This is a genomic window from Thermaerobacter sp. FW80, from assembly GCF_004634385.1.
In the GTDB taxonomy this organism is placed as follows: Bacteria; Bacillota; Sulfobacillia; order Thermaerobacterales; family Thermaerobacteraceae; genus Thermaerobacter; species Thermaerobacter composti.
The window spans coordinates 1,488,936-1,501,587 of record NZ_CP037895.1 but is presented as its reverse complement, the minus strand read 5'-3'; the positions used below and the strand labels follow the sequence as shown (position 1 = coordinate 1,501,587).

The following is a 12,652-nucleotide window of genomic DNA, read 5'->3' as shown; positions in this document are numbered from 1 at the left end:
CACCTCCGGCCGTCCCGCGACGGTGGACGAACGCGGCCACACGGCGCCACCGAGCCGGCGAGGGAACGGAGGGGGCAGGGGCGGGATCCCCGGCATCCGTCGGCGGGGGCGATGCCGTGGCGCGCGGCGGCGGGCCGGGGCGCGGAGCCCCGGCCCGCCGCCTCGTGCCCTCTGCGATCTGCACCGGTCGCGGGCGTCGGAGGTGGCGACCCGTCGTCGCCGTCCCGCGAGCCTCGCCGGCGAAGCCGTGGGGTGCCAGCCTCCGGCGCCTCGACCCGGCGGTTCAGTCGGCGGCCATCGCCCCTTCCCCACCGGCCCGCTGCCAGGCCTCCTCCAGCGCCCGGCGGGTGTAGACCCGCGCCAGATGGGCGCGGTACTCCGCCGAGGTCAACGCGTCCCCGTCCACGTCAACCCCATCCACTGCGTGGGCGGCCGCCTCGGCCAGCAGCTCCGGCGACGGCACCCGGCCGGCCAGGCGCTCCTCCACCGCCGTCGCCCGGTAGGCGGCGCCGGTGACGCCGTTGAGGGCGACCCGCACCGCCGCCGCCGTCCCGTCCGCATCCCGGGCGACGGCCGCGGCCACGCCCACCAGGGCGAAGTCCGAGGCCCGGCGGGCCATCTTGAGGTAACGGTAGCCCCACCGCCATCCTCGCTCGCCGCCGGCCGCCGGCGGGATGCGCACGACGGTCACCACCTCATCGGGTTGCAAGGCGGTGATGAAGGGACCGAAGAAGAACTCCCCCGCCGGCACGGTCCGCCGGCGCCCACCCGGCCCCGCCACCTCGATCTCGGCCTCCAGCGCCAGCAGCGCCGCCGGGTAGTCGGCGGCCGGATCGGCGTGGGCGACGCTGCCGCCCAGGGTGCCGCGGTAGCGGACCTGCATGTCGCCGATGACCCCGGCCACCTCCGCCAGCAGGGGCGCGTGCTGGCGTACGACCGGATCGGTCATCACCTGATGGTGCGTCGTCAAGGCCCCCAGGCGCAGGGCCCCGCCGGGTTCCACCGACACCCCGCGGAGCTCCTTCACCCGAGCCAGGTCGATCAGCACCTGGGGCTGGGCCAACCGCAGCTTCATCGCCGGCAACAGGCTGTGCCCGCCGGCCAGCAGCTTGGCCTGCTCGCCGTACCGCCCCAGCAGCTCGAAGACCTCGTCCAGCGTCTCCGGCCGGTGATAGGTGAAGGCGCTGGGGATCACCGCCCCTCCCCCCCTTCGGCGGCCGCCGCGGCCTGCTGGGCCTCCTGGATCGCCCGCCAGACCCGCTCGGGCTTGCAGGGCATGTCGATGTGCCGCACGCCGAGGTGGGAGACGGCGTCGACGATGGCGTTGACCACCGCCGGCGTGGCCGCGATGGTGCCGGCCTCGCCGATGCCCTTGACCCCCAGCGGGTTGACCGGCGACGGTGTACAGGTGAAGTGGGACTCGAAGGACGGCAGCTCCGCCGCCGTCGGCACCGCGTACTCCATCAGGGACGCGTTGACGGGCTGGCCGCTCTCGTCGTAGACCAGCTCCTCGTACAGCGCCTGGGCGATGCCCTGGGCGACGCCGCCGTGGATCTGGCCCTCCGCCAGCAGCGGGTTGATCACGTTGCCGCAGTCGTCCACGCAGACGTACCGCAGGATGCGGGTGCGGCCGTCCTCGGTGTCGACCTCCACCACGCAGACGTGCGTGCCGAAGGGGAAGGTGAAGTTCTCCGGCTGCCAGAAGGCCGTCTCCTCCAGCCCCGGCTCCAGCCCGGGCGGGAAGTTGATGTGGGAGCCCAGGTTGGCCGCCGCCGCGATCTGGGTGAAGGCGATGGCCCGCTGCGGCGCCCCCTTCACCCGGAACTGGCCGTCCACGAACTCCAGGTCCTCGGGATTGCACTCCAGCTGGTGGGCGGCGATCAGGGCCGCCTTCCGCTTGACCTTCTGCAAGGCCTGGTAGAGGGCGATGCCGCCCACCGCCGCCGAGCGGCTGCCGTAGGTGCCCAGGCCGATGGGCCCGCGGCCCGTGTCGCCGTGGAGCACCTCCACGTCCTCCGGCGGGATGCCCAGCTCGCTGGCGACGATCTGGGACCAGGCGGTCTCGTGGCCCTGGCCGTGGGCGGACGAACCGGTGTAGACCGTCACCTTGCCGGTGTGGTGGACCCGCACCTGGGCCGACTCGAACAGGTTGCCGCCGTAGAAGGTGGCCGCCAGGGCGGCCGAGGGCGCCAGGCCGCAGGCCTCGATGTAGCTGGAGATGCCGATGCCCAGCTGCAGCCGGTCGCCCCGCCGGCGCCGCTCGGCCTGCTCCCGCTTGAGCTCCTCATACCCGACGGCCTCCAGCGCCTTGTCCAGGGCGGCGTGGTAGTCGCCGGAGTCGTAGGTGATCCCCACGGGGTTGGTGTACGGGAACTCGTCCTTGCGCACGAAGTTCTTGCGCCGCACCTCGGCCGGATCCAGGCCGAGTTCGTCCGCCAGCCGGTCGATGGTCCGCTCCAGGAAGTGGGTGGCCTCCGGCCGGCCGGCGCCGCGGTAGGCGTCGGTGGGCGTCTTGTTGGTGAACACGCCGGTGATCTTGATGGCGTGGTTCCTGTGCCGATAGGGCCCGGGCGAGACGATGAGCCCCAGGATAGGGATGTAGGGCGTGTTGAGCTGGTTGTAGGCGCCCAGGTCGCAGATCCAGTCGATCCGCATGCCCAGGATCTCGCCGTCCCGCCGGGCCGCCACCTCCACGTCGATGATGCCCTCCCGGCCGTGGATGGTGGCGACGAAGTTCTCCCGCCGGTCCTCCACCCACTTGACGGGGCGCCTGAGCTTGCGCGCCAGGTACGGGACGACGACCTCCTCGGGGTAGACGTTGAGCTTCGCCCCGAAGCCGCCGCCCACCTCCGGGGCGATCACCCGCATCTGGTGCTCGGGTACGCCCAGGATCCCGCAGAGGTTGATCTTGAGCAGGTGCGGGATCTGGGTCGTGCTCCACACGGTCAACTCGCCGGTGGCGGGGTGGCAGTCGGCCACCACGGCCCGCGGTTCGAGGGGCGTGGGCACCAGCCGCTGCTGGATGTGCCGCTGGCGGACCACCACGTCCGCCTCGCGGAAGGCGGCCTCCACGTCGCCACCCGATGCCTCCCAGGTGTAGGCGACGTTGCTGTCGAACTCGGCGTGGACCCGGGGCGCGTCCGGCTCCATCGCCTTCTCGGGATCGACCACCGCCGGGAGGGGCTCGTAGTCCACCTCCACCAGGGCCGCGGCGTCCTTGGCCGCCGCCCGGCTCTCGGCCACGACGGCAGCCACCGCCTCGCCGACGTGGCGCACCTCGTCCACCGCCAGGGGCCAGTGGGGCGGGTTCTTCAGCCCTTCGTAGAGCCAGGCGCAGGGCAGCGGGGCCTTGAGCTCCTGCTTGAGCTCCTCGCCCGTCAGCACCGCCACCACGCCCGGGGCACCGAGGGCTGCGTCGGTCCGGATCCCCCGGATGCGGGCGTGGGCGTGGGGGCTGCGGACGATGGCCACGTGCACCATGTTGGGCAGCTGGATGTCGTCGGTGTACGTGCCCGACCCCGTGATCAGCCGGGGGTCTTCCTTGCGCTTGAGCCGCGCGCCGATGCCTGCAACCGGCACCTGCGTCACCCCCTCGCCGGCGGCCTCAATCCGCGGCCGCGCTTCGCTCCTGCAGCTTGCGGGCGGCGTACTGCACCGCCCGGACGATGTTGTGGTAGCCCGTGCAGCGGCAGAGGACCCCTTCCAGCCCGCGGCGGATCTCCTCCTCCGTCGGGTTGGGGTTGACCTCCAGGAGGTGCGCCGCGGCCATGATCATGCCCGGCGTGCAGAAGCCACACTGCAGCCCGTGCTCCTCCCAGAACCCCTCCTGCACCGGGTGGAGCCGGCCGTCGCGGGCGAGCCCCTCGATGGTCACCACCTCGCCGCCGTCGGCCTGGACCGCCAGCACCGTGCACGACTTGACCGCCTGGCCGTTGAGGTGGACCGTGCAGGCCCCGCAGTTGGACGTGTCGCAGCCGACGTGGGTGCCGGTCAGGCCCAGTTCCTCCCGCAAGAAGTGGACCAGCAGGGTGCGGGGTTCCACCTCGCGGGTGTAGGTGCGGCCGTTGACCGTCAGGGTCACCGGCACCCGCTGGCCGGCCGCCTCCTGGCCGGTCGCTGCCATGACGCCGCCCGACCTCCTTTCACGGGCCCGCGCCCGCGTGACTCTTCCCGGCCCCGGGCGTACGACGACGCCGGGACCGCGTGCCAGGGGGATGCACGGGAGGGAGGCACGCCATCGGTCAGTCGGCGGGAGCGCCCGCCGGCGACGACGACCCGCCGACGCCGGATCGGACGAACCGGCCCCTGCCGGACTTCCGGCGCCCCCGCCGGATTTGCAGCGCGGAACGACGATAAGGCGTCACGTCGACGGTGGGAGGTGACCGGACGCCCGCTGCATCCCCCGTTACACGGTGCAATACGGCGGACAGGTTCCATCTCCTGCCGACCGGCCGCTGCGGGCCGACCGACCCGGCCCGTGGTGCTCTCCAGCGGCTTGGCCGCGCGGACCCGGGGCCCGGCGCGTGCGACGGGCCCCGTCGCTACGACGGGCACCTTCGCGATGTACAATCAAGCCATGAGCCAGTTCTCCGGTGCGTCCGCTTCCGCTCCACCGGCAGAGGTCCCTCGAGCCCAGCTGCCGCCCGGCGCCGACGGCCGGTGCCCGACCGCCCACCGGCACCAGCTCGACGCCCTCGCCGGCATCAACCGGGACATCGTCGCCTGCCGTCGCTGCCCGCGGCTGGTGGCCTACACCGCCGAGGTCGCCCGCACCAAGCGCCGGGCGTACCGCGACTGGGACTACTGGGGCCGACCGGTGCCCAGCTTCGGCGACCCCCTGGCCCGGCTGCTGATCGTCGGGCTGGCCCCTGCCGCCCACGGCGCCAACCGCACCGGCCGGATGTTCACCGGCGACGCCTCGGGCGACTGGCTGTACCGGGCCCTGTACCGGGCGGGCTTCGCCAATCAGCCCACCAGCACCCATCGGGGTGACGGGCTGGAGCTCCGGGACGCCTACATCACCGCCACCTGCCACTGCGCCCCGCCCGACAACAAGCCGTCCCGGGACGAGCTGCTGGCCTGCGGCGACTTCCTGCGCCGGGAGCTGGAGGCCCTCCGCACGGTGCGGGTCATCGTGTGCCTCGGCCAGATCGCCTTCGACGTGTTGCTGCGGCTGATGCGGGAGCGGGGCTACGGCTGGCCGGTCGAGGTCTCGGCGGCGTCGGCGGTGCAGGACGTCGCGGTCCCGCCGGGCCCGGCCCCTGCCCCGCGCGGCGGCACCCACCCCGTCTCCCCGGCCCGGGACGCCGCCGGTGCAGACGCCCGCGGCAGGGGCGGCGAAGCCGGCGCCCGCGGCGGCGCAACCGGCGCCCCGACAGGCCCGGGCCGGTGGCAGGAACCCCGGGGGGCCGGTTCGTCGCGGACGAACCGGCCGCGAGCGACCAAGCCCCGCTTCCGTCACGGCGGCGAGTACCGGTGGGAGGCGGCGCAGACGGCGTCGGCCGGCGGGCCCGGCGACGACCTCCCCTCCCCGCCGGTGCTGCTGGCCAGCTACCACCCGAGCCGACAGAACACCCAGACCGGCGTCCTGACCGAGGCCATGTTCGACGCCGTCTTCCGGCGGGCCCGGCAGCTCGTGGATGGCGAATCCGTCCCGGGCGGGCCCGCCTCCGCCCGATCCGACGGAAGCGGCGGGAGGGGAGGCGCATGACGCGCCCCTGGGTGATGCAACGCGGTCCGCACGACGCCATCACCGACGTCGCCGGCGTCCGGGTGGGCCACGCCACGGTGATCCGCGGCGAGGGGCCCTTGCGGGTCGGCCAAGGGCCGGTGCGCACGGGCGTCACCGTGATCCTCCCGCCCGGCGATCTGCGGACGATCTACGACGGCAAGTTCCCCGCCGCCGTTCACGTGATCAATGGCTTCGGCAAGGCCCTGGGGCTGGCCCAGGTGATGGAGCTCGGCCGCCTGGAGACGCCGATCCTCCTGACCAGCACCCTCTCCATCTGGCGGGCCGCCGACGCCCTCCTGGATCACATCCTGGCCGCCCACCCCGCCATCGGCGTCACGGCCCCTACGGTCAACGTGGTGGCGGGCGAGTGCAACGACGGCTGGCTGAACGACATCCGCGGCCGCCACGTGGGCCCGGCGGAGGTGGCGGCGGCTCTGGCGGGGGCTGCCGGCGGCCCGGTGGCGGAAGGCAGTGTGGGCGCCGGGACGGGGATGATCTGCTACGGCTTCAAGGGTGGAATCGGCACCGCTTCCCGGGTCTGGCCCGCCACCCTGCCCGGCGCCGGCGAGGTGACGGTCACCCTAGGTGGGCTGGTGCTGGCCAACTTCGGCCGCCGCCGCGACCTGACCATCGCCGGCATCCCCGTGGGCCGGCTGCTGGCTGACCTGGACGAACCGGCCGCCCGGCCGGACCCCGCCGAGCCGGAGCCCGGGCGACCTGGGCCTGGGGCTGGCGAGGGGGGCTCGGTGGTGGTGGTCCTGGCCACCGACGCGCCCTTGAGCTCTCGTCAGCTGGGCCGCATCGCCCGGCGGGCCGCCGCGGGCCTGGCCCGGACGGGGACCGTCTACTGGCATGGCAGCGGCGATTTCGTCCTGGCCTTCAGCACGGCCCGCCGCTACCCGCCCTACCTGCCCGATGAGGGCGCTTACCTCAACCCCTTCTTCGAGGCGGCCGCCGCCGTCACGGAGGAGGCGGTGATCCGGGCGCTGGTAGCGGCCCGGCCGCTGACGGGACGCGACGGCCACCGCGTGCCGGCGCTGCCCGTCGACCGGGTGCGCCGCCTTCTGGAAGAACGTGGCATCGCCTGGGATTACGGCCCTGAGCCAAACCCGGAGGGGACATAGGGGCGGCCGGCCCCGATGGTGGCCAGGCCCAGGAGGACCGAGGCCCGGCGCCCGTCGAGGTCGGCGACCACGCCCGTGGGCACCTCGCAGAGGGTGACGGTGATCTCCAGGACGGTGCCCACCAGCGCCAGTTCCAGGGGCCCCAGACCGGCCTGCTGGATGCGATAGAGGGCGGCCACGGTGTGGGCCGTGGTGAGAAGGAAGGCCATGCCGAAGCGATACGCCACGTACACCGATGCCGGGTCACCCCCCACGGACGGGAGGGGCGGCCGGCGATCACGCCGCCACCATGCCATGGACCCACCCCGGCCCGGCGCCGGGCGGGACCTTCCGGACTGGTCCTAATGAGGAACAGCCCGCACCGCCCCGCCGGCGCCTCGCAATGCCAGTGACCCCCCAATCGTCGCGGGGCATCGGGCCGCCGTCAAGGGGCCGGGGAGGCCTGCCCGCCTGCAACCGCGCCCGGGCTCCCTTCTCCCGGACTGCCACCACCGGCCAGGCCCTGCCCTGGGCTCCCCGGCCGGGTGAACCCGTCCCCTGCCGCCTGCTCTGCTGCAGCGGCCAGGATGGCCCGGGCTTCCGCCAACTGCCGCTCCACCGCCTGGCGGGCCGTGCCGCCGTACAGCTTCCGGGCTTCCACCACCGCCCGCGGTGAAAGCCGCCCCAGGGCCTCGGGGCCGAACAGAGGGCTGTGGCTCCGCAGGTCGTCCAGGGTCAGGTCCTGCAGCCGCCGGCCCGCCCGGATGCAGTGCAGCACCAGCTCGCCCACGATGCGATGGGCCTCGCGGAAGGGCACGCCGCGTTCGACCAGATAGTCGGCCAGGTCCGTGGCGGCGGAGAAGTCGCGCTCCAGGGCGGCTTCCATGCGGTCGGCCCGCACCCGCATGGTGCGGATCATCCCGGCGCAGAGGGGCAGGGCCGCCTCCAGGGTGTCCAGGGCGTCGAACACGCCGGGCTTGTCCTCCTGCAGGTCCCGGTTGTAGGTCAGGGGCAAGCCCTTCATCACCGTCAGCAGACTGAAGAGGGCGCCGTAGACCCGCCCCGTCTTGCTGCGGACCAGCTCCGCCACGTCAGGGTTCTTCTTCTGGGGCATGATGCTGGAGCCGGTGCAGTAGGTATCGGCGAGCTCGATGAACCCGAACTCCTCGGACGACCACAGCACCAGCTCCTCGCACAGCCGCGACAGGTGCATGGCCAGGATGCTGCCCGCCGCCAGGAACTCCAGCAGGTAGTCGCGGTCGCTGACGGCGTCCATGCTGTTGGGGTAGACCCGGGCGAAGCCGAGCTCCCGCGCGACCCTCTCCCGGTCCAGGGGGAAGCCGGTCCCGGCCAGCGCGGCCGCCCCCAAGGGGCACCAGCCCGTTCGCCTCCGCGCGTCGGCGAGCCGGCCCGCGTCGCGCTCCAGCATCCAGAAGTAGGCCAGCAGGTGGTGGGCGAAGAGCACCGGCTGCGCCCGCTGCAGGTGGGTGTACCCGGGCATGATCACGTCCAGGTGCGCCTCGGCCTTCTCCACCAGCGCCCGCTGCAGGTCCCGCACCGCGGCGATCAGCCGGCCCAGGGCCTCCTTCATGTAGAGGTGCATGTCCGTGGCCACCTGGTCGTTCCGGCTGCGGCCGGTGTGCAGCTTGCCCGCCAGCGGCCCCACCACCCGGCCCAGCAGGTGCTCCACGTTCATGTGCACGTCTTCCAGCGCCGGATCCAGTTCGAACTCGCCGCTCTGCAGGCGGCGGCGCACCTCTTCCAGGCCCTCCACCAGGGTCCGAGCCTCTTCGGGCGGTAGGACGCCGCACGCACCGAGCATGCGCGCGTGGGCCTGGCTGGCGCGGATGTCCACCTCCAGCAGCCGCCGGTCGACGTCGATGGAGGCGGTGAACGCCTCCACGGCCCGGTCGGTCGCGGCGGTGAAGCGACCGCCCCAGGGCTTGGGGTTGGCCTGCGCAGCACCCGCGCTCTGCGGACCGCCGCCGGGGCTCGCCGCAGGACCGGCGGCAGGATCGGCATCGGTGCGGGGCGTGGGCTCGCCAGCCGCTGGCACGCCGGGATCGCCTCCCCCTCGAAGTCCGTGCTCCACTGCCCAGCATGGGCATCCCACGCGCCGGAAGACCACCGGACCGCGCCGTGGGTCGCCGGCCCCCCCCGCGGCGCTCGCAGCCGGCGCCAGGCAGCGGACCGCATGCCACCGTCACCTGCAACGACCGTGACCTGAGACGTCGTCGTCGGCTTCGGGCGGCCGCTCCCCACGGATCGGACGCGAGCGGAGGAGCGACGCCCTCGCTGCGCTCAGCCCGCTCCGGAGGCCTCTTCGCCCCCACCCCGCAGGGTGGGCGGAAGCGCGGACGGGGTCCGGGATGGGGAGCGGGCCGCTTCCGCTGCCCCCGCGTCGGCTCCGGCGGCGACCACCGGGTCGCCGACCCGGACCACCCCCGTGGTGAGGATCCGCGCCCGCAGGCCGCCGCGGCCGGCCAGGGCCGCCTTGAGCCCCGGCGCAACCTGGCGCTCCAGGTACCCGCACGGGTCGCAGGGGCGGACGCCCTCCACCCAGACGGACCCGAGGCGGAAGCGGCGGCCGATGAGGTCCGCGAGGCGGACGCCACGGGTGACCACGTTGCGCCGCAGGGCAGCGGGGTCGAGGCGACGACCGAGCTCCCGGGCGACCGCGGCCACGGCTTCCTCTTCGACCAGCGTCAGCTCCAGGTCGGGCCAGCCCTGCCAGGTCCCGCTGCCGACGAAGTAGCGATCGCCCTCGAGCCCCCGGCCGGCGACGGCCCGAACCGCGGGGACCGTCACCATCGGGGCGCCGCCGGTGGGGGCGATGCACAGGAGGACCACCCAGCCGCGAGCCAATGGCCTCGCTCCCTCCCGCCGGGGTCCCGGGGCATCGGTGGCAGCGCCGAGCCGGCCGTCGCCCGCCTCGGCGCTGCCGCTTCGACCGGCGGCAGGCCGGCGCGGCAGGGCCGGTGCGCCGCCCGGCGCCCCGGGACCTGAGGACGACGCCCCACCCCCGGGTCCGCGTTCATGCACCGGCGACGCCGGAGTCCGCCTTCGCGAGTTTCCGACCCCCGGCTCGGCGACCCTGCACCCGCGCCGCCGGCGTGCGCCTTCGCGCACCCGTGACGCCGTGGCCGGCCTTCGCGCGGTCGCAACGCCGGGGTTGTGGCCTTCACGCGCCCGCGACGCCGGGGACCCCCGTTCACGATCCCGCGACCTCGGCCGGCTGCGGCGCCCCGGGACCTCCGGATCCCACCGCCTCCCCCGGCTTGCCCCCGGCCGTGCCGGGTTCGACCGCCGCCCCGGGCCCCGCCGCGCCATGGACCGCTGGGCCGGCTCCTCCCGCGCCCTGGCGCTCTGCGCCGTGCACGGCCGCGTGGACCCGCGTCGGCAGCCCCCAGAGCTGGATGAACCCCACCGCCGCGTTGTGGTCGAACCGGTCGTCGGGCGAGTAGGTGGCCAGCTCGTGGCGGTAGAGGGAGACGGGCGAGCGGCGCCCCACCACTGTCGCCGTCCCGCGGTACAGCTTGACGCGGACCTCGCCCGTCACGAACCGCTGGGTCTCGGCCACGAAGGCATCCAGCGCCCGCTTGAAGGGCGAGAACCAGAGGCCGTTGTAGATCACCTGGGCCACCTGCTGCTCGATCACCGGCTTGAAGTGGAGGACCTCCCGCGGCAGGCACAGGGCCTCCAGCGCCCGGTGGGCCTCGACCAGCACCACGGCGGCCGGGGCCTCGTACACCTCCCGGGACTTGATGCCCACCAGCCGGTCTTCGACCATGTCGATCCGGCCGACGCCGTGCCGACCGGCCACCCGGTTCAGCCGCTCGATGAGCTCCACCAGGCCCAGCGGCTGGCCGTCGAGGGCCACGGGCACGCCCGCCTCGAAGGTCAGGGTGACGTACTCCGGCTCCGCCGGCGCCCGCTCGGGGGCGACGGTCATCGCGTAGGCCGCCTCGGGCGGCTCGACCCAGGGGTCCTCCAGCACCCCCGCCTCGCAGCTGCGGCCCCAGAGGTTGGCATCGATGGAGAAGGGGTTCTCCTCGGTCACGGGGATCGGGATGCCGTGCTCGCGGGCGTAGGCGATCTCCTCGTCCCGCGACCAGGCCCACTCCCGGACCGGCGCCACCACCTTGAGGTCCGGCGCCAGGGCCGCCACGGAGACGTCGAAGCGCACCTGATCGTTGCCCTTGCCGGTGCACCCGTGGGCCACGGCGGTGGCGCCGTACTGCCGTGCGGTCTCCACCAGCAGCTGGGCGATCAGGGGACGGGAGAGGGCCGCCGAGAGGGGATACCGTCCCTGGTACAAGGCATTGGCCTGCAGGGCCGGCAGCACGAAGTCGCGGGCGAACCGTTCCCGCGCGTCGACGACCACCGCCTCCGCCGCCCCGATCTGCAAGGCCTTCCGCCGGATGGCTTCGAGGTCCTTGCCCTCGCCCACGTCGGCGGACAGGGCGATGACGTCGTAGCCGTAGGTCTCCTTCAGCCAGGGGATGGCCACCGACGTGTCGAGGCCCCCCGAATACGCCAGGACGATCTTCTCCGCCACGGCCATCGCCTCCATCCCGATCCGTCCCCGGGGTGCGGACATCCGGTGCGGAGGAACCGGCCGGGCCGGCCGCCCGGCCCGCGCCCCGCGGCCGGTTCGTCCCCCGCCGCGGCCATCCCGCGCCGCCGGACCGGCGGGCCGCATCCGCCGCGCCGCACGGTGCCGCCCAGGGCGAGCCGAGCCCGCGGCGGTGGCGCCTCGGCGCCTCCCCCACCGCGCCCCGGGCCATCCCTCAGGCGAGCAGGGCCAGCAGGATCGCCTTCTGGGCGTGCAGCCGGTTCTCCGCCTGGTCGAGCACCACCGAGTGGGGGCCGTCCAGCACCTCGTCGGTCACCTCCTCGCCGCGGTGGGCGGGAAGGCAATGCATGAAGATGAAGTCCGGCGCCGCGTGGGCCACCAGGCGGGCGTTGACCTGATAGGGCGCGAAGGTGCGCCGCCGCTCCTCTTCCTCCCCCTCCTGGCCCATGCTGGTCCAGACGTCGGTGTAGACCACCTCGGCCCCGCGCACGGCCGCCACGGGATCGTGCAGCACCTGGATGGTCGCGCCCGTGTCCCGCGCCAGGACCTCCGCCAGCGCCAGCACCTCCGGCCGCGGCTCGTACCCGGGCGGACAGGCCAGCCGCAGGTGCAGCCCCAGCAGGGCCGCGCCCAGCAGCCAGGTGTGGGCCACGTTGTTGCTGTCGCCCACGTAGGCCACGGTCACCCCGCGCAGCCGACCCTTGTGCTCGCGGATGGTGAGCAGGTCGGCCATGATCTGGCATGGATGGTAGAGGTCCGTCAAGCCGTTGATCACCGGGATCGAGGCGGCCTCGGCCAGTTCCTCCACGGTGGCGTGGGAGTAGGCCCGAACCATCAGGGCGTCGACGTAGCGGGAGAGGACGCGGGCGGTGTCGGCCAGGGTCTCGCCGCGGCTCAGCTGCAGCTCCCGCGGGCTCAGGTTGAGCACGCGGCCGCCCAGCTGCTGCATGCCCACCTCGAAGGACACGCGGGTCCGGGTGGACGGCTTCTCGAAGATCATGGCCAGGGTCTTGCCGTAGAGGGGCTCGCCGCCCCGGCCCCCTCGCCATTCCTGCTTCAGCGCCGCCGCCAGGTCCAGCAGGGCGGCCAGTTCGTCCGGCGTGAAATCGCTCAGCGTCAGGAAGTCCCGCCCGGCCAGGCCGGGCAGGGGTCGCGGGGATCCGGCCGCCGGCATCGCCAGCGGCCCCGGGCTCGTCGGCGTCCACGCGTCCACCGGTCTCCCTCCCGTCGCGATCTGGCGGG

At 74.2% G+C, this 12,652-nt stretch carries 10 protein-coding genes; 2 read left to right on the top strand and 8 right to left on the bottom strand.

Going from position 1 to position 12,652, the window contains the following annotated elements:
- Positions 1-283: 283 nt before the first annotated feature.
- Genes E1B22_RS06360 through E1B22_RS06350 form a run of 3 tightly spaced genes read right to left on the bottom strand, consistent with a single transcriptional unit; the run spans position 284 to position 4,123 of the window.
- Entirely contained in the window at positions 284-1,195 is a 912-nt protein-coding gene (locus tag E1B22_RS06360) for a xanthine dehydrogenase family protein subunit M (RefSeq protein ID WP_135224994.1), read from the bottom strand.
- A complete protein-coding gene (locus E1B22_RS06355; RefSeq protein ID WP_135224993.1) occupies positions 1,192-3,579 on the bottom strand; it encodes a xanthine dehydrogenase family protein molybdopterin-binding subunit in 2,388 nt (795 codons plus the stop codon). Before E1B22_RS06355 ends, E1B22_RS06360 begins: the two co-directional genes overlap by 4 nt.
- 25 nt (positions 3,580-3,604) lie before the next feature.
- Positions 3,605-4,123 carry a (2Fe-2S)-binding protein gene (locus tag E1B22_RS06350; RefSeq protein WP_135224992.1) on the bottom strand — a complete coding sequence of 173 codons (519 nt, stop codon included), beginning with the start codon at positions 4,121-4,123 and terminating at the stop codon, positions 3,605-3,607.
- A 438-nt stretch (positions 4,124-4,561) separates the two neighbouring features.
- On the opposite strand from E1B22_RS06350, the gene E1B22_RS13865 reads away from it, so the two are divergent.
- Complete coding sequence (locus tag E1B22_RS13865; RefSeq protein ID WP_305791183.1) at positions 4,562-5,710, top strand: uracil-DNA glycosylase; 1,149 nt, start codon at positions 4,562-4,564, stop codon at positions 5,708-5,710.
- Positions 5,707-6,855 (top strand): P1 family peptidase, encoded by a 1,149-nt coding sequence (locus tag E1B22_RS06335; RefSeq protein ID WP_135224991.1) that lies wholly within the window; start codon positions 5,707-5,709, stop codon positions 6,853-6,855. Before E1B22_RS13865 ends, E1B22_RS06335 begins: the two co-directional genes overlap by 4 nt.
- Here the strand turns inward: E1B22_RS06335 and E1B22_RS06330 are convergent.
- From E1B22_RS06330 to argF, 5 genes are all read right to left on the bottom strand, one after another.
- On the bottom strand, positions 6,822-7,088 hold the full coding sequence (locus tag E1B22_RS06330) for a hypothetical protein (RefSeq protein ID WP_135224990.1): 267 nt from the start codon (positions 7,086-7,088) through the stop codon (positions 6,822-6,824). The genes E1B22_RS06335 and E1B22_RS06330 overlap by 34 nt on opposite strands.
- A 191-nt stretch (positions 7,089-7,279) precedes the next feature.
- The gene (gene argH / locus E1B22_RS06325; RefSeq protein ID WP_135224989.1) at positions 7,280-8,890 is read right to left on the bottom strand and encodes an argininosuccinate lyase; all 1,611 of its coding nucleotides are present in this window, start codon (positions 8,888-8,890) and stop codon (positions 7,280-7,282) included.
- Between the two features lie 245 nt (positions 8,891-9,135).
- Entirely contained in the window at positions 9,136-9,699 is a 564-nt protein-coding gene (locus E1B22_RS06320; protein WP_207669845.1) for an MOSC domain-containing protein, read from the bottom strand.
- A gap of 346 nt (positions 9,700-10,045) precedes the next feature.
- Positions 10,046-11,398: an argininosuccinate synthase gene (locus E1B22_RS06315; RefSeq protein WP_243123839.1), complete on the bottom strand. Its 1,353-nt coding sequence runs from the start codon at positions 11,396-11,398 to the stop codon at positions 10,046-10,048.
- Positions 11,399-11,624: 226 nt separating this feature from the next.
- A complete protein-coding gene (gene argF / locus E1B22_RS06310; protein WP_135225992.1) occupies positions 11,625-12,584 on the bottom strand; it encodes an ornithine carbamoyltransferase in 960 nt (319 codons plus the stop codon).
- Between the last annotated feature and the right edge of the window lie 68 nt (positions 12,585-12,652).